The sequence below is a fragment of the Shimia isoporae genome (assembly GCF_004346865.1).
Taxonomy (GTDB): domain Bacteria; phylum Pseudomonadota; class Alphaproteobacteria; order Rhodobacterales; family Rhodobacteraceae; genus Shimia; species Shimia isoporae.
Genome location: NZ_SMGR01000003.1, coordinates 522141 through 539017 on the forward strand (window position 1 = coordinate 522141; position 16877 = coordinate 539017).

Below are 16877 nucleotides of genomic sequence, written 5' to 3' on the forward strand. Positions count from 1 at the left end.
GGGAGCTCGGCGAAGCGTTCTATCTACGGTGGAATCATCTGCGTTGTTAATGGAGGAGTGATTCCCCGTGAAACGTCTATTGCTTTCACTGTTTTTCACGCTCTGTGCGTCGAGCTGGGCTTCGGCCCAAGAGGTGCCAGAGAAGGTGGACCCTGCAGTGGCACAAGAAAAGGGCTGTTTGTCCTGCCATGAAGGGATCGAAGATTTTACCGATGGCGTAATGATGGAAACCATCCACGCCATGGGGCCGGATTACAATGACCCGGGCGGCTGCGTCGTCTGTCACGGCGGCACCCCGAGTGGTTTAACTGCCGAAGAAGCCCACAGCGGCAGCCCTGTTGACCTCGTCGACATCGGGGGACCGCACACGTTTTACCCCGATCCCGGTGCATTGCCTGTCGCAGAGAAAGCCTGTGGCCAATGTCACGATGGGTACGCAGAGCGACTGACCAAATCCCTGATGAACACCGAAGCAGGCAAGTTACAAGGGAACTTGTGGGCGTGGGGTGTCATCGACACCTATCAGGCGATCTATGGCAACTACGATCTGGTCGATGAAGACGGCCCAACGCCTTCCGTCGGTACTGACACATACAAAGAGTATATGACAGCCTATGTTGAGGCGCATCCCGAACAAATTCCGATGTCGATGGAACAAGTTCCGGATGTAGACGTCGATGCTATCAGTCAGCACCCGGAGATGGCGGGGATAACCTATTCACGACAGCAATGCCAACGGTGTCACGTCGGTGTGAACGGCCGTGAAAAGCGTGGCGATTTCCGCGGCGCGGGTTGCTCATCGTGTCACGTACCTTACTCGAATGAAGGTCTATACGAAGGTGGTGATCCCACGATTGCGAAAGACCAGCCAGGCAAACTTCTGACGCACCAACTTCAAGGGACACGCAAGTCCAAAGTGAAGCATGGAGACGTAGAATATTCGGGGATTCCCACAGAAAGTTGCGTGAGTTGCCATAACCGTGGCAAACGGATCGGCGTTAGCTATCAGGGCATCATGGAGTTCCCTTACGGATCACCCTATGACGCATCCGGAGGCAAGCAGCCCAAGCTTCACACCAAAAACTACCTCTATATCAAAGAGGATCTTCACCACGCGACAGAGTCGCGACCGGGCAACCCTGAAGGCGGACTGCTTTGCCAAGACTGCCACACCACCGTCGACATGCACGGCGACGGCAACCTTCCCGGCACAACGCTGGCACAAGTTGAGGTGGAATGTGAGGACTGTCACGGCACCGTCAGCAAGTTCCCATGGGAGCTCCCCATAGGATATGGCGAAGAATTCGGCGAAGTGCTTGACGGCGACGCAAGAGGCTTGACCGAAGACCTGACTGACGAACAGTACTTTGCTTACGAGTACGATGCTCAGGACGGCTATCTTCTGACCGCGCGAGGCAACCCATTCGGCAATGTCGTAAAATCGGGAGATAAGGTGATCATGCACTCTGCTTCCGGCCTCGACTTCGAGGTTCCTGTTCTGAAGCAGATTGGGATTGATGGCACGTGGAAATCCCCGAACGCCGAAGTGGCAATGATGAGCGTTGGCCAGCACATGGAAAGCATGGAATGTTATGCCTGCCACGCTGACTGGGCACCCCAGTGCTACGGTTGCCACGTGACAGTTGACTATTCGGAAGGCAAAACCGACGTCGATTGGATCAAAAACGCGAACTCGCGTGGCGATAACGGCTTAACCGCAGATGCGGAATTGGGTACCAACGGATTGACCGGTCCGGGCAAGGTCTCTGAAACACGCAGTTATTTGCGCTGGGAAGAGCCGACCCTAGGTATCAACGGTGAGGGCCGCGTGTCTCCACTCATGCCGGGATGTCAGGTTATCACAACGGTCATCGACAAGGACGGCAATACAGTCTCGCAAAACGAGATCTGGATGACACCTGATGCAGGCGGGACCAAGGGCATCGACCATGCGGCTGTTCAACCTCACACGGCTGGTCGCGAAGCGCGGACCTGCGAGAGCTGCCACAATAACCCGAAAGCTTTGGGCTATGGCGTCTCGGGCGGTCGCTTCCTGAACGGCTATGAGAATGGCTTTACCATCGATCTGAAGACGGAAACGGGCGCTTTGATCCCGCAACAAACTCAGGTCCAAAGCCAAGCCATTCCGGCGCTCGACCACGATCTTAGCCGGATCGTAACCGAGGACGGAGAACAGCTTGTGTCCGTCGGCTCTCACTGGCCACTCACCGGTCCGCTTCCTCAGGAAATGCGGGAACGCATCGAGCGTACTGGCCTCTGTATGGGTTGTCATCAGAACATGACCAATGAGGATCTGTGGTCGCAGGTCAACTCGCCCAAATTCGTAACCAACGACGAACACAAGGCGGTCATGGATGCGGCGCTCAAGGCCTATGCCGAAGAGCAATCTAAGAAGTGATGCAAGTGGGTCCGGCCAGTCGGTCGGGCCCTATCCTCTCAGAAAGGAGCTGAGATATGCGACTGATCCTAGCATTGGCTGCAGCCGGCGCACTGGCATCTCCGGCAGCGGCTGATCCGAAATATACGGCGAAAGATCTTCTTTCGCCTTGCACCGAGGCCGACAACGACGCGCGTTGGGGCGAAGCTGCGGAAACAGAATGCGAGCAATACATCATGGGTTTCATTGCGGGGCTTGAGGCGACTGGAAATGCGGGTCCAGGCACCAAAATTTGCCCGCCGGACCAAAACACGGCCGACGAAGCCCGATGGGCTTTCATGCGTTGGGTGCATGGAGATTTCACCAAACGAAAGGCTATGCCAGCATCTGACGGGTTAATGGCAGCTTTGGAGGAGCGTTTTCCCTGTGGCAGTTGACGAGGCCACACTTCGCGCAACAGAAGGCAGGGTCAATGACACTGCCTTTTTTCTTCCGAGCGCGCTTTAGCGGACGACGGAGGCCATCACACCGCGTAATTCCGCGAGCCCTTTCAGTCGCCCGACGAGCGGATATCCCGGCATTACGGGGCGGTCGAGATCACTCAGAAGCGAATGCCCGTGGTCCGCACGCATTGGAATTTCCCAGTCAGAACGCCCTTGGCTCTTCCGCCGGCGCTCTTCATCAACCAGCGCCGATATCGTTGCTGCCATATCGACGTCTCCGCCAAGATGTTCGTCTTCAAAGAAACTTGTTTTGCACGCGTCGGAAGGTTGCAGACGGGTGGTATTTCGCAAATGGCAGAAGTGGACTTTGCTACCCAGTTGATCAACAAAATCAACGGGGTCAAAGTCTGCACTAACTCCAAGAGAGCCAGTGCATAGAGTTATTCCGTTGGCAGGACTGTCAATGGACGCCACCAATTGCGCGTAGTCGTCGAGGTTTGACACCACACGCGGCAAACCCAACAGAGAGAAGGGTGGGTCGTCCGGATGACAACACAACCGAAGGCCCAACGCCTCGGCGGTTGGCACGACTTCACCCAGAAAATCAAACAAGTTTGACCTCAGTTTCTTAGCCGTGATGCCACTATATGTCCCGAGGCATTCTCGAACATCATTGAGCGTCCAGGTTTCCGCAGCACCGGGGAGGCCTGCGACGATATTGTCGACCATTGCCTGTTTTTTATCTTGGCACATGCCTTCGAAACGCGCGCGCGCCGCTTCTAGTATGCTGGCTGAAAACTCCTCGGAAGCTTCCGGGCGCTTCAGGATGTGAACGTCGAACGCGGCGAAATCGACAAGGTCAAACATCATAGCCGTGCCGCCATTTGGCAGCTGATAGGCCAAGTTCGTCCGCGTCCAATCCAAAACCGGCATGAAGTTGTAGCAGATTACTTCGAGACCGCATTCTGCTAGATTTCGCAAACTTTCCTTGTAGGCCGCAATATGGCCTTTCATTTCCGGCGCCTGCGTTTTTATCGCTTCAGACACAGGCAGGCTTTCGACAACATCCCAAGCGAGGCCACTTTTGGTTCCGTCCGGCAAAGTGGCGACTTCGCATTTTCGCTTTTGGATATCTTCCTTGCCCCAAACGTCACCGGAGGGGACATGATGCAGCGCTGTGACTATACCTGCTGCACCGGTTTGCCGGATTTCCGAGATCGAGATCTCATCGTTTGGCCCGAACCATCTCCAAGTCTCTCTCATTTCGATCCCTATTCTTCAAAAGCCAAAAGGCTGTGCCCTTGGGCCGTGTCAAAAAGATGCATATGTTCGTCTGGCAAGTTCGTTTGCAGTGTATCACCAACCTGAATACGGGTTTGGCCGCGGCTGTGTAATGTGATGGGGACCTCGTTCCTTAGGCGGCCATAAACATAAGCCTCACCGCCTAGCTGTTCGACACTTTGAACCGCAACTGAAACGGCACCATCCGTGACAACTTGAAGTTCGGTCGGACGCAATCCAAGGGTCACCTTTTGGCCCGTTACATGTGAGAACCTTCCTTCCGGTAGAGACACTTCCTCACCAGTATCCAGTTTTAAGGTATTGATGTCATTTTCGCATACGCGCCCATTTAGGAAGTTCATCTTTGGAGACCCTATGAATCCCGCAACAAAAAGATTTACAGGACGGTTGTAGAGATCAAGAGGGGCCCCGAACTGCTCGACTTCTCCGGCCCGAAGAACCGCGATTTTGTCAGCCATTGTCATGGCTTCGACCTGATCGTGAGTGACATAAATCATTGTGTTTTCAAGGCGCCTGTGGAGCGAAGATATCTCGCCACGCATATCCACCCGCAACTCTGCATCTAGATTGGAGAGTGGCTCATCAAAGAGAAAAACCTGCGGCTCGCGGACAACCGCACGACCGATAGCAACACGCTGCCTCTGCCCGCCGGACAGATCCTTGGGTCGACGATCCAGAAGCATGTCGATCTGCAACATCTTCGAGACTTCGGCGATTTTCCGTGCAATCTCAACCTTTGGCATGTTGATGTTTTCGAGGCCGAAAGAGAGGTTTTGTCTCACGGTCATATGCGGATATAGAGCATAGGATTGGAATACCATTGCCAACCCGCGGTCCGCCGCAGGAACAGTGTTCACGATGTCCCCACCAATTTCGATGTCGCCGTCCGTAACGTCCTCCAGACCGGAAATCATCCGCAACAACGTAGATTTTCCACAACCCGACGGTCCCACAAAAACACAAAACTCTCCATGCTGGATAGACATGTCGACACCTTTGATGACTTCGACATTGCCATAACTCTTGCGCAGGTTTTTCAGCTCGATGCTTGCCATTTTAATACTTGTCTCCGATCGCCCTGACTTATTTTCCACCAGTGGAAGCAATGCCCGTGGCGATGTATTTTTGCAGGAACATGAACACCGTAGCGATCGGAAGCAGCGTCAATACTGTCATCGCCAGTAGGTTGCTCCAACGGGTCTCCATCTCTCCTTGAAATGAGTTGAGCGCCAGTTGAAGGGTGAATTTCTCGCTTTGGTTCAGAACAATGAGTGGCCATAGGAAGTCATTCCATCGCCACATGATCGCAAGTATGGCCAAAACGGCGATGGCTGGAGCCGACAGGGGTAGAATTATCCGCCAGAAGATTTTCCATTCGCTTGCCTTGTCCATTCGGGCCGCATCAATGATCTCGTCCGGAATGGTGATCATGTACTGACGAAGTAGAAAGACACCGGTTGGCGTGGCTGCCCCGGGAATGATCACGCCCCAAAGGCTGTTGAGCATGCCAAGCTCCTTGGTCACAAGAAACAGCGGAACAAGGATGACAGTCTGCGGCACCATCAAGGTACCAACAACCAGCATAAGCACGCCTGTGCGCCCCCGAAATTTGTATTTCGACAAGGCAAACGCTGCCATCGCGTTGACAAGCAACATAATCGCAGTCGCCACCACGGTGATGAACGTCGAGTTCCAAAGGAACCGGAAAAAATTAAACCGTTCGAAAAGCTCGCTATAATTTTCCCAAGCAAAATTCAGATTTTCGACAGGAGCTCGATCATTTACGCTTATCCGGAGCTTTTGTGATGGGTCGTTAGGATCCACCATTTGCGCCACCAAACCCACCCTGCGGGTTTGAACCAGTGTTTTGCCAGCGTGTTCTCCGCTATGAATGTGGAAAATCGGCAAGGGTTCGTCATAACCGTCGACAGCAACGGTTTCCTGAGCGTACGGCAAAAAGCGCGGTGGAAATTTGGAGAGCTCCGTCTCTGTTTTGAACGATGACATCACCAACCAGACAACTGGGGCAAACATCATGAAAACACCAAACAGCAGATAGCCGTAAGTGACCCAGTCGGTCCAATCCATGCGACCATTGCCAGAACGTGTACGAGTTAGAAAAGTCATCACTCTACCCATCGAAGCTACTCCTGTTGGCGCGCATTTGTAGGGTCGTCAAAACGATCAAAACAATTGCCAGAAGTATTGAGGCTGCTGAAGCCAGGCCAAAAAGACGAGGCGCTCCGGCAAAACCGGTTTGATAAATGTATTGAATGATAAAGGTCGTCGCAGAGCCTGGGCCGCCGCCGGTGAACGCGAACACTTCATCAAAGGTTTGCACTCCTTTTATCAGCGCCAGCACCAATACAACCAACATGGTTGGAGACAACAACGGAAGCGTAATCCGGCGGAACGTTCTCCATGGTGTGCTACGGTCCATTAACGCGGCTTCATATACGTCTCTGGGAATTGCCTGCAAACCTGACAACAGGATCAGTGTGTAAAACCCCATGTGAGCCCAGACGGATAGAAACACAGACCAACCGAAAGCCCATGTGCCGTCGAGCATCCATTCATGGCCTTCAAATCCCAAGCCCTCCAGAGCGGCATTGAGCACGCCATGTTTCTGCAGAATCCATTTCCAGATCAGCGCAACAACCACCGGTGAAAGCAAAACGGGAAAAAAGAACACCGCCCTAAAGAACCCACGCGCGCGAATTTCGCGGTTGAGAATAAGCGCGGTCAAAAGCGAAAATCCGACCATAAAACCAACTTGCAAAACAACAAACCAGACAGTGTTCCAAACCGCCCGCCAGAAAAAGTCACTGTGACAGCTGTTTGGATCAAAGTAGTTCCGGCAATCTGCTAGCGTCGCAAAATTCTGCATGCCCACATATGGTCGGTCAGACAGCAGAATATTGTCGCCTCCCGTCAAGGCATAAGCTGCACTCAAAAAAATTGGCAGAAATGAGAAAAGGCCGAACAGGATCAGGTTGGGCGCCAAAAACACCCAAGCCAATTTGTTGGTTCCAAGCTGTTTCTGAAGGAACAGCATCGGGATTTCGATCACCCTCATCAGGGGAGAAATGATGCCCAACATGGCGGCCTCTTGCTTAAGCGAATTCAAATCTCATGGCACCAACCGGCGCCATGAAACCTCTTTGTAGAGAAAACCTACTGTGTCTCTTCCAGAACGGCTTTGAGATCGTCCTTGGCACGCGCCATTGCGTCGTCAATCGACAGTTCGCCCACAATTGCCTGTGTTACGCGTTGGACGGTAATGTTGAACATCGCACGGTTCTGCGGGTGACCTTGATATGCGAATGCGATTGGGGACACCTTGGGCAGTTGCGTGCCCCAAGCATTCAACGCTGCTGCTGCCGGCGCGGATGCATCAACATAATCAACTCCGCTGGACGCAACAGACAAATGGGCCGGAATGTTGCGCGTGCGCGCCGTCATTTCAGCGTAGTTGTCTTCGCGAGCCAAGAAATCGATGAGTTTTGCGACAACTTCAGGGTGCTTTGTTTGCTTGAAACCAACCAGCCCAGACCCACCGGGCATCCCCGAACAACCGCCAGCTCCACAAGGCGACCCTACAACTTGCCAATCAAAGAAATCTCCAATTTGCTCGTCGAATTTACCAACCTGCCAACTGCCGGAATAGTAATAAACCAGTTCGCCGTTGATGAATTCGTTGGCTGCATCCTGATAAGAGCTGCCACCTTGGCCTGCCCAAACTTCGCGCGCCATCGTACCGTCTTCGTGCCAGCCGACGAATTTCTCGACGTAGCCCTGAAAGCCTTCATCAACAAGCATTGGCGCACCGCTGACGTCGAAGTACTGCGCTCCATAGGAGATCGCGGGTCCTGCAATGCGGTGACCCGAACGGTCCATTGCCATCGGGTATTCCGCGCCGGTTTTTTCGGCGACTTGGCGCGCGGCAGCAGCCCAAGCATCCCAATCCGCGTCTTCAGCGGGAACGGCGACGTAAGCTTGATCAAAGAGTGTCCGGTTGATGTAGGCACCCGTCACGGTCATCTGCGTGTGGAGACCATATATTCCATTGTCTTCGGGTCCACCCCGATACCAATTCAGGATGTCGCCAAAACTTGCGTTCCAATAGTCGGCATCGATGTGGGGTGTCAGGTCCAGATAATACTCATTCAAACCACCAAGATCGGTCACGCCAGCAATGTCAGGCCCCGTACCAGCCGCGAGCTGGATTGGCAGATTTTCAAGAATAGCTTTGTAGGGCACCGCGTCCAGAACAACCGAAACACCAGGGTTTTCAGTCTCGAACCGGCTCATGATGTCTGCCCACACTTCGCAATTGTTGCCGTCAGAACCGCACATAAAACGGATTTCCTGTGACATTGCAGGCGCAGCAGACCCCATGAGAGCGGCTATCGCTGCCGACTTATAAAAAATTGATTTCATTGTTTCCTCCCAATTTATCTTGACTGTTCAGGGCAGCCATCCCTCGTAAAAATCGGCCTCCTCGTTTAATGGCAAGCGTACGGTTTTGCCTGATCTGGCAGACTGATAAACCGACGTCACTAATTCGATTGAACGTCGGCCATCCATGAGCGACACGGCTGTTTCAGGACCTCCTTCAAGGGCTTGATAAATGTCCTGAAAGAATCCAACGAAACCAGACTTTACGTCGCCGTGTGCAGCAACAATGTCGTCCACTTTGTCCTGATCTCCGGGATCTCGAGCAGTGTACGTCCACGCGTCGATAGCAGGCGCATAGGGTTCTGTTCCGCTCTCTGCAGTTAACTTGTCATAGACCAGCCTGATCCGCGTAGTATCGGTTGCGCCACCAAGGGTTACCGAACTGGTAGCGAGTGCTCCGTTCGCCATTCTCATGCTGATCGCCGCGCAATCCTCAACCTCGATCTCGTTGACACGCGTAGCCACTGTAGCTGTCAACTCTGAGACAGGTCCCATGAGCAACATTAGGTAGTCATGATTATGGATGGCGTGGCCGAGTACAGCTCCGCCACTCTCTCCCGCCCAAGTTCCCCTCCAATCAACTGCATAATACTCGGAACCTCGGTTCCAATGCGTCTCAAGGCTTGCGACCAACGGCTTTCCGGCAAGCCCTGCTTCGATCAAGGCGCGAATTCGATTGGTTGCTGGGCCATAACGATATTGGAACACCGGAAAGACCCGCCGACCGGTTTCCTGTTCCTTGGCAATCAAAGCGTCCGCCTCAGCAAGCGATGTCACAAGAGGCTTTTCGCAGACAACGTGTTTTCCCGCATCCAAAGCTCGAAGCGTCATCGAAAAATGTAGATGGGGTGGCAGACAAATATCGATTAAGTCGACATCGGAATTTTGGAGAACACTCTCTACGTCATGGGTGATTTCGATACTTGCGTCATCACCTATGATCTCTGCCGCCCTTGCAACGTTCAAATCGCAAACAACGCTAACCAAAAACATGTCCGGCAGGTTGCGGTAACCAGCCAGGTGTTCAGCGCCGATCCCCGCACCCAGAATTGCGACGCGGATCAATTTTCCAAACCTTCTGCGAGTGCCTGCGCCTTGATGGCGAGTTCCATCACCTTGATAGCGTGTGCTTGAGGCATGGCTGTTTCTGTCCGGTCACGAATATCTGCCATCAGCCTCGCAAAATACGGCATGCCGGATTCGCTTGCGTCGATCTTTTCGTGCCTTTGGCCGTTTACCAGAATGAGGCTGTCTGTGGAGTCCGACACGCCGGCGTCCACGTATTTTCGCAATTCGATGTATCCATCAGTTCCCAAAATTGTTAGCCGCCCATCGCCCCAAGTTGGCAATCCGTCGGGCGTAAACCAATCCAACCGGATGTATCCGCGCCCTTGGGGGCTTTTAAGAACCACTTCGCCAAAATCCTGTAGTCCGGGGTCCTTTGGGTTCCCGATGTTATCTACACTTGCGTGCATAATCTGCGCATCTGTGGAACCCGTGAAATAAAGAAATTGGTCGATTTGATGGCTCCCAATATCGGTGATTATTCCACCAAACGCATCGCGCTCAAAAAACCAGTCTGGCCGCGTGGCCCTGTTGAGCCTGTGTGGGCCAAGTCCCACTGTCTGAACAACTTTGCCGATCGCACCCGCCTGAACTAACTCCGCCGCACGGGTAACGCATGGCACCTCGAATCTTTCGGAAAAATCGATACTCCAAATTCGGCCAGTACGCTTAACCGTCTCGCTGATCGCATCTAACTGCTCGAGTGTAGTGCATCCCGGTTTGTCGACCATTACGTCTTTCCCGGCTTCCATCGCCTTAATGGCCCAACCAGCCCGGTCGCGCGGAATGCAAGATATCAGGATCAAGTCGATCTCGGGATCGCCCAACAATGCCTTTGCCTCGAATCGTCGAGGTACGTCAGGAAAACGTTTTTGGAAGCCCTGCAACGGCTCGGGGTCGCCGTCTGTCCACCACCCAGCGAACTCAGCGCCCTCATCGATCATGTTGGTTGCCATGCCAAAGATATGGCGGTGGTCAATTCCGATTGCCCCAAATTTCATTGCTCTACCTCAACTGTCCGTCCATCACGTGCAGAACGTTCGATTGCTGCAATTAACTTATGAACCCTCAAACTCTCTTCGCCGGAAGCTACTGGTGCCCGGGCTGCGCGAATTGCCGTAACGAAGTCTACAAAGACGTCTTTGTGCCACTCATGGGTGAAGGCCATTGGATCAGCGCCTCCGCCGGTTGCGGCAACTTCGCCAAAATGCTCGTTCCGGCCATCGCGCCAAAAAACGGTCAGAACGCCAGAATCCAGTTTGAGTGAAGCCTTCTCAAAATGCATTGTTATGGTTTCTGCCGTCCCCGGAAACGACGCTGTACTGGCAACGAGCGAGCCAACAGCACCGCATGTGAAAGTCAGCCCCGCAGTAGCAAAGTCTTCCGCTTCCATTTCATGAAACTTGGTGGTCGCGATCATCGCTTGAACGCTCTCGACTGGCCCCGTCAGACTGATCGCTAAATCCAACGTGTGGATGGCCTGCGATATCAGCACACCGCCGCCGTCGCGCTCGTAAGAACCACGTCCTGGCTCTGCGTAGTAACTTTGCTCTCGCCACCAAGGCACAACGATCTCGACCAAACCAAGGCTGCCGAGATCGCCACCTTCAATCAACTTCTTCGCGAGGCGGGAGGCCCGTCGCATGCGGTGCTGAAAAACGACACCGAGAGCAACGCCGGCCCCTTCACATATATTTACGATTTCAGAGGCTTCCGCTGATGATCGCGCAATTGGCTTTTCCAACAGGATATGCTTACCGGCATTCGCCAATTCCTCAACCAGCGCGATGCGCGCGTTTGGCGGCGTGACAACTACGACCGCCTCAATGCTGGAGTCCCGCGTAATTTCACCCACCTCGGTGAATACTGTCGGGGCATCGCGTCCCCAGTCAAAATTTTGCAACAATGCGTCTACGGTACCAGCCGAGCGAGCCAGCACCCCCTTCAAAAACGCAACATCTTTCGCATCTCGAATGGCTGCCACATGCGTCGGCGCGACCATCCCAGCACCCACCAAAGCGACGCCCATCGGTTTTTCTATGGCAATCTGCCCCATTCGCTCGCCCCTGACTCCGGACAGATCTTCCGGCCATCACACATTTGGAATACCGGTATACCGGTTGAGTCTCAGTAGCAGGCACCACCACTGATTGCAACATCTTGTACACCGGTATTCCGGTATGCTACTCACACAGCAAGCTGCAGGAGATGACATGGAACCCTCGCGCACGAAGTCACTTTCAGATGTTGAGTTACCCGAGCTGGATGTTACCCGGCCCGCAGCCGAACAAATTTTCGCGGCCGTAAAAGTAGCCATTCTTCGGATGGACCTTCCGCCCGATTGCTTGGTCTCGGAAAACGAGGTTGGGCAGAAGATCGGGGCGAGCCGCACACCAGTGCGCGAGGCATTCACTCAGTTGCGGGAAGATGGGCTGATTGTGACACGCCCGAGCCGCGGTAACTTTGTTTCCCGACTGTCAGAGCACCGAATAAGAGAGGCGCAGTTCATCCGCGAAGGGTTGGAGCTCAACAATCTAAAACGTCTCTGCCACACTGGCTTAACGGATCAGGATCAAGAAAGCCTCCATGCGGTTCTAGAAAGGCAAGCAAATTGTGTCGCAAAATCAGGCGACCTCGAGTTCCAGACTCACGATGACCACTTTCACGAAATTCTCGCGTCGGCGACTGGCTATGAGCGCGCCAGCACACTTCTGAAGCGTGAAAAAACAGCCTTGGACAGACTGCGAATACTTTCACTTTCCGATGCGCATAGAAAACGCGACCTGCTCGACCAGCACCGTCTAATCTTGGAAACTGTCATTGCAGGTAACGAAAAGAAGGCTTGTTTGCTGATGCAGGATCACTTGCGGGCTGTCCTGAGTGATTTGGCTAGCCTGGTCGCAGAGCACCGCAGTTTTTTTGAGTGAGCAGAGAATGAAACAAATTGGCCTACAGCTCTCTTCCGCCGCTCAGTCTTTGTATGAAGGCGTCAAGGATCTTCCGATAACCTCGCCGCATGGTCACTGTGATCCGCAATGGTTCGTCAAAAATGAACCCTTTTCGGATCCTGCCAGCCTTTTGATCGTTCCCGATCACTACGTGTTCAGAATGCTCTACAGTCTCGGTGTTTCCCTGACCGATTTAGGCATTGGTGTCAAAGAAGCCGATAGAAACCCCCGCGCAATCTTCGGACTATTTGCTCAGCATTGGGACAAGTTTTTAGGGACTCCCAGCCGAGGTTGGTTGGAGTTCACCCTCTACAACACACTTGGCGTCGAGACAGAACTAAGCGCTGAAACCGCGAATATGGTTTTCGACGAAATATCGAGTGCGTTGAGGAAGCCCGAATTGCGCCCCCTTGATGCACTCGACACTCTCAACATTGAATTGTTGGCGACGACCGACGCTGCTTTGGATCCACTGGATCATCATGAGGTGTTGTCGAGCGGTACATCGGGAAGAGTCATTCCTACCTTCAGGCCCGACGACATTCTAAATCCCTCGCGAAAAGGTCACGCCAAAAATATTGAAAGACTTGGCGAAATAACAGGGGCTGCTACCTCTCAGTTTGCTGAATTTCTCGACGCTATTGCGAGTCGTCGCGCAGCCTTTAAATCGCTGGGCGCCACAGCAACTGATCACGATGTTCCAGACCTCTACACAGAGTGGCTGCCTCAAGCGGAAATCGAACTGCTTCACCAAAAAGCGTGCACGGGATCGCTGGATCGTTTTGAGGCGCGGCGCTACTACGGTCACATGCTCATCGAAATGGCACAGATGTCAGTTGAAGATGGGCTGGTTATGCAGCTTCACGTCGGGAGCCGGCGTTCTACCAATGAAACCGTACTCAAGGAGTTCGGAGCCGACAAAGGTGCTGACATTCCGCACTCAGTCGATTGGGTTCATGGGCTGAACGCCTTGTTGAATCGAGTCGGAAACAACCCGAACTTCCGATTGCTTGCATTTACCCTTGACGAAAGTACCTACGCTCGCGAACTGGCTCCAATGGCTGGACATTGGCCGTGCATGCGTCTTGGTCCGCCTTGGTGGTTCCACGACAGCCTGAACGGCATTCGTCGGTATTTGGACCAGGTGGTAGAAAGCGCTGGATACTGGAACCTTGCTGGTTTCAACGATGACACACGTGCATTCTTGTCAATTCCTGCCCGCCACGACATGTGGCGGCGCGGCGTTTGTGCGCACTTATCCGATCAAATGGAACGCGGTGTTCTGCGCCGTCGAGATGCAGAGCGGATCGCGCCTATGCTTTCCCGCGACTTGGCTCGCGACGCATACCGCCTGAACGGGGAATAACAACTTGCCTAAAATCCTGCATCTCGGCTTTGGCAATTTTCATCGAGCGCATCAGGCCTGGTACACGCAACAATCCAATCAATTCGAAAGCGATCCATGGTCGATAATCGGTGTGTCAATGGTCCGCTCGGACATACGCGACTCCCTTCAGGCAGTCGGATTTAGCTATCCTTTGGCCATCATTGGGACTGAAGGCGAAGAAACAAAATCCATGACGGTCCATGAGAATGTACTCGTCGCATCCGAGGATCCGGAGGCAGTGATAGAAGCGATTGCCGATCCTTGTGTTAAGATCGTCACGCTGACCATAACTGAGAAAGGTTATCACCAATCTCCGGACGGCGGACTGGACTTATTATCTGACGCGGTAATACGTGATTTGGATGGCAAAGGGCCAATGACTGCGATTGGATTACTGGCTAGAGGCTTGGCAACCCGATGCGCCAAGTCAGCGCCTTTGACCGTCATCAGTTGCGATAATCTTCCGGAAAACGGGCGTCGCTTAAGAAAAACGATTGATGATTTCTCGCGGCAAGCCGAACTGGTTTTGAACCATCAGTTTCTGAGTTTCCCCAACACAATGGTCGATCGGATAACGCCAGCAACGACTGAAGAAACAAAAGCTTTCGTCGCTGAGCGGGGACACACAAGCCAATTTCCAGTAATAGCTGAACGCTTTTCTGAGTGGGTCATCGAAGACAACTTTGCGGCGGAGCGCCCTCAATGGGAGAAAGCCGGAGTAACAATCGCAAAAAACGTAGCGCCCTTTGAATTGCGCAAGCTGAGAATGCTGAATGCAGCTCATAGCCTGTTGGCCTATGGCGGCTTAATTAGAGGGCACGACTATGTACATCAGGCAATATCTGATCCTTACCTAAAAGACATCGTGACTGGCCTTTGGGACGAGGCAGCGGAGACCCTTCCAAAAGAGAGTCGAGTATCAGCTGACGCGTACCAAAGAGATCTTCTGGAGCGCTTTGCGCAGCCAGCCATGAAACATGAACTCAGACAAATTGCTTCTGACGGAACGTTGAAGATGCAGGTTCGGATTCTGTCAACGCTACAGGAACGTCAAAAGCGCGGCCGGTCAGTCAAGTTTTGCACTTCAGCGTTTGCAAGTTGGTTGGCCTTCTGGATTTCTGGAAAGGACGCACCAGACCCAAAACGGCTGGCCTTAATGGAAACTGTCGCAAGTTCCAACAACGAGGAAGAGGTTCAAAAACGAATTCTTGGGGACGTTGAGGGAGGCCATGCGCTTGACCCTTTAGCTTTGCGGGATGCTGTTTCAGAGTGGCTGGACCTCTCATTTTTTACCAAAAAGACTAAATTTTGAGGTAGCTCGCGCGGGCGAGTTTCTCGGTTTTTAACTTACTGCCTCTACCAGCCTCCGGGATTGGAGAGACAGATGGCACACCTAACTGGATACAAACTATTCCACGACTACGGCAAAGACGGGGTCGGTGAGAACGACGGGATATCCGGCGGTCAGGAAACTTTCGTGATTTTTACGGATGAGGATCTTCCGTTGGGGAGCGGAACCGTTACTTACGGCACGAGTCTGGGTGAGGTTTCAGGTGTTTTCTATGAATATTCGGGCGATACATATTTTGTACCAGACGACGACACAGGCTTCCCCGTTGACGAAAATGGCGTTGTCACGAGCTTTACCGAAGCCATTCGCGGAACCAGAAAAGACGACACGGTCAACGGAACGGGTGATGATGATGTCATCTATGATACCGATCAACACCCTTATAACCCAACCGGTTCAGACCGAATCCACGCCGGCGCAGGCGACGACACAATCGTGTTCGGCAACGGAAATGACACCATCTTGGGGGAGGGTGGCGACGATCACATTGGCTCTTGGTCCTTTGGCGATGGTAACAATCTTATCGACGCAGGTGACGGCAACGATACTGTAATTGGCGGGTACGGGGATGATCAGATCATTGGGGGCGCAGGCGATGACTGGCTCGCCGGCTCCGGTGGGCGAGACACAATTGACGGCGGTGACGGCCATGATGAAATCGTGGTGTATGACAATGGCGACTACGCCAGCGTCTTGGGCGGCGAAGGCGCACGGGATTGGGACACCCTTAATCTTCAAACATATGACACAACAAGCGGCGTCGAGGTAAATTTTACCGGCAACGAAGCGGGAACCTTTGCGTTCAATGGGTCATCAACCTACGGCGACTTTCGAGAAATCGAAGAGGTGTCCGCTACCGAATATGATGACAGAATTGATGCCAGTGCCGACAATGCCGGTGTCGTAATCAAGGCCGGCGGAGGCGACGATGTCGCAACAGGTGGTAGTGGCAACGATCACATCTCGGGTGGTACCGGGAACGACTCGATCTCAGGAGGTGCGGGCGCCGATACTCTGACCGGAGGAGCCGGTGTCGACACTTTGTCGGGCGGCGATGGCAATGACGTGTTTCAGATTGGCGAATCTCATGAAATCACCGATATCCAAGGCGAGGGCTGGTGGGATACCATAGAGTTTGACGACGAAGGATCCGGTGAGGGCGCGATCGTCACTTACGGTGGAGATTCCTTTGGCTCCTACACGCTCGGAAGCGCTTCCGGCGACTTTTTGAGTGTGGAACAAACCGAAACAACACAAAATAGCGATCTAGTCGACGCTAGTGCCAGCAATGACTCCGTAGTCACATCCATGCTGGACGGCAACGACACCTTTCTTGGTGGTGGCGGCGATGACCGTGCATGGCTGGGGCAAGGCGAAGATAGTGTGATTGCCGGAGCTGGGGATGACGAAATTCACGGTGAGGCCGGCAGCGACACGATCTGGGGCGGTGAGGGTAACGACCAGCTTTATGGTGGCGAAGGGTCGGATGTCTTCGGTTTCGCGGATGGTGACGGCTTTGACGTGA

General features: G+C 53.4%; 14 protein-coding genes. 6 read left to right on the forward strand and 8 right to left on the reverse strand.

Going from position 1 to position 16877, the window contains the following annotated elements; translation table 11 throughout:
• Nucleotides 1–67: 67 nt before the first annotated feature.
• Both BXY66_RS16790 and BXY66_RS16795 read left to right on the forward strand, forming a co-directional pair.
• The gene (locus BXY66_RS16790) at nucleotides 68–2419 is read left to right on the forward strand and encodes a multiheme c-type cytochrome (RefSeq protein ID WP_132861531.1); all 2352 of its coding nucleotides are present in this window, start codon (nucleotides 68–70) and stop codon (nucleotides 2417–2419) included.
• A gap of 56 nt (nucleotides 2420–2475) precedes the next feature.
• The gene (locus BXY66_RS16795; RefSeq protein ID WP_132861532.1) at nucleotides 2476–2835 is read left to right on the forward strand and encodes a Rap1a/Tai family immunity protein; all 360 of its coding nucleotides are present in this window, start codon (nucleotides 2476–2478) and stop codon (nucleotides 2833–2835) included.
• A gap of 66 nt (nucleotides 2836–2901) precedes the next feature.
• Here the strand turns inward: BXY66_RS16795 and uxuA are convergent, their stop codons facing one another.
• The 8 genes from uxuA to BXY66_RS16835 all read right to left on the reverse strand — a co-directional run bounded on the left by uxuA (nucleotide 2902) and on the right by BXY66_RS16835 (nucleotide 11722).
• Complete coding sequence (uxuA, locus tag BXY66_RS16800) at nucleotides 2902–4104, reverse strand: mannonate dehydratase (protein WP_132861533.1); 1203 nt, start codon at nucleotides 4102–4104, stop codon at nucleotides 2902–2904.
• An 8-nt stretch (nucleotides 4105–4112) separates the two neighbouring features.
• Complete coding sequence (locus BXY66_RS16805; protein WP_132861534.1) at nucleotides 4113–5198, reverse strand: ABC transporter ATP-binding protein; 1086 nt, start codon at nucleotides 5196–5198, stop codon at nucleotides 4113–4115.
• A 28-nt stretch (nucleotides 5199–5226) separates the two neighbouring features.
• Nucleotides 5227–6282: a carbohydrate ABC transporter permease gene (locus BXY66_RS16810; RefSeq protein ID WP_132861535.1), complete on the reverse strand. Its 1056-nt coding sequence runs from the start codon at nucleotides 6280–6282 to the stop codon at nucleotides 5227–5229.
• The gene (locus BXY66_RS16815) at nucleotides 6275–7243 is read right to left on the reverse strand and encodes a carbohydrate ABC transporter permease (protein ID WP_132861536.1); all 969 of its coding nucleotides are present in this window, start codon (nucleotides 7241–7243) and stop codon (nucleotides 6275–6277) included. Before BXY66_RS16815 ends, BXY66_RS16810 begins: the two co-directional genes overlap by 8 nt.
• A gap of 74 nt (nucleotides 7244–7317) precedes the next feature.
• Nucleotides 7318–8583 carry an ABC transporter substrate-binding protein gene (locus BXY66_RS16820; protein ID WP_132861537.1) on the reverse strand — a complete coding sequence of 422 codons (1266 nt, stop codon included), beginning with the start codon at nucleotides 8581–8583 and terminating at the stop codon, nucleotides 7318–7320.
• A gap of 27 nt (nucleotides 8584–8610) precedes the next feature.
• Complete coding sequence (locus BXY66_RS16825) at nucleotides 8611–9666, reverse strand: Gfo/Idh/MocA family protein (RefSeq protein ID WP_132861538.1); 1056 nt, start codon at nucleotides 9664–9666, stop codon at nucleotides 8611–8613.
• Nucleotides 9663–10667, reverse strand: a complete 1005-nt coding sequence (locus tag BXY66_RS16830; protein ID WP_207911344.1) for a Gfo/Idh/MocA family protein — start codon at nucleotides 10665–10667, stop codon at nucleotides 9663–9665. The genes BXY66_RS16825 and BXY66_RS16830 overlap by 4 nt, the downstream gene beginning before the upstream one ends.
• Entirely contained in the window at nucleotides 10664–11722 is a 1059-nt protein-coding gene (locus BXY66_RS16835; RefSeq protein WP_243694414.1) for a Gfo/Idh/MocA family protein, read from the reverse strand. Before BXY66_RS16835 ends, BXY66_RS16830 begins: the two co-directional genes overlap by 4 nt.
• Before the next feature lie 157 nt (nucleotides 11723–11879).
• Here BXY66_RS16835 and BXY66_RS16840 point away from each other — a divergent pair, with 157 nt between their 5' ends.
• The 4 genes from BXY66_RS16840 to BXY66_RS20720 form a co-directional block, all read left to right on the forward strand.
• On the forward strand, nucleotides 11880–12593 hold the full coding sequence (locus BXY66_RS16840) for a GntR family transcriptional regulator (RefSeq protein ID WP_165929224.1): 714 nt from the start codon (nucleotides 11880–11882) through the stop codon (nucleotides 12591–12593).
• A gap of 7 nt (nucleotides 12594–12600) precedes the next feature.
• Nucleotides 12601–13980 carry a glucuronate isomerase gene (gene uxaC, locus BXY66_RS16845; RefSeq protein ID WP_132861540.1) on the forward strand — a complete coding sequence of 460 codons (1380 nt, stop codon included), beginning with the start codon at nucleotides 12601–12603 and terminating at the stop codon, nucleotides 13978–13980.
• Nucleotides 13981–13984: 4 nt separating this feature from the next.
• Complete coding sequence (locus tag BXY66_RS16850) at nucleotides 13985–15313, forward strand: mannitol dehydrogenase family protein (RefSeq protein ID WP_132861541.1); 1329 nt, start codon at nucleotides 13985–13987, stop codon at nucleotides 15311–15313.
• Nucleotides 15314–15385: 72 nt separating this feature from the next.
• Nucleotides 15386–16877, forward strand: a 1492-nt coding sequence (locus BXY66_RS20720; protein ID WP_132861542.1) for a calcium-binding protein, incomplete at its 3' end; no start/stop codon positions are given.

Coding starts and splice junctions, on each gene's coding strand:
- BXY66_RS16820 (WP_132861537.1), bottom strand. CDS start 8,583: ATGAAATCAATTTTTTATAAGTCGGCAGCGATAGCCGCTCTCATGGGG.
- BXY66_RS16815 (WP_132861536.1), bottom strand. CDS start 7,243: ATGTTGGGCATCATTTCTCCCCTGATGAGGGTGATCGAAATCCCGATG.
- BXY66_RS16810 (WP_132861535.1), bottom strand. CDS start 6,282: ATGGGTAGAGTGATGACTTTTCTAACTCGTACACGTTCTGGCAATGGT.
- BXY66_RS16805 (WP_132861534.1), bottom strand. CDS start 5,198: ATGGCAAGCATCGAGCTGAAAAACCTGCGCAAGAGTTATGGCAATGTC.
- BXY66_RS16795 (WP_132861532.1), top strand. CDS start 2,476: ATGCGACTGATCCTAGCATTGGCTGCAGCCGGCGCACTGGCATCTCCG.
- BXY66_RS16835 (WP_243694414.1), bottom strand. CDS start 11,722: ATGGGGCAGATTGCCATAGAAAAACCGATGGGCGTCGCTTTGGTGGGT.
- BXY66_RS16830 (WP_207911344.1), bottom strand. CDS start 10,667: ATGAAATTTGGGGCAATCGGAATTGACCACCGCCATATCTTTGGCATG.
- uxaC (WP_132861540.1), top strand. CDS start 12,601: ATGAAACAAATTGGCCTACAGCTCTCTTCCGCCGCTCAGTCTTTGTAT.
- BXY66_RS16840 (WP_165929224.1), top strand. CDS start 11,880: ATGGAACCCTCGCGCACGAAGTCACTTTCAGATGTTGAGTTACCCGAG.
- uxuA (WP_132861533.1), bottom strand. CDS start 4,104: ATGAGAGAGACTTGGAGATGGTTCGGGCCAAACGATGAGATCTCGATC.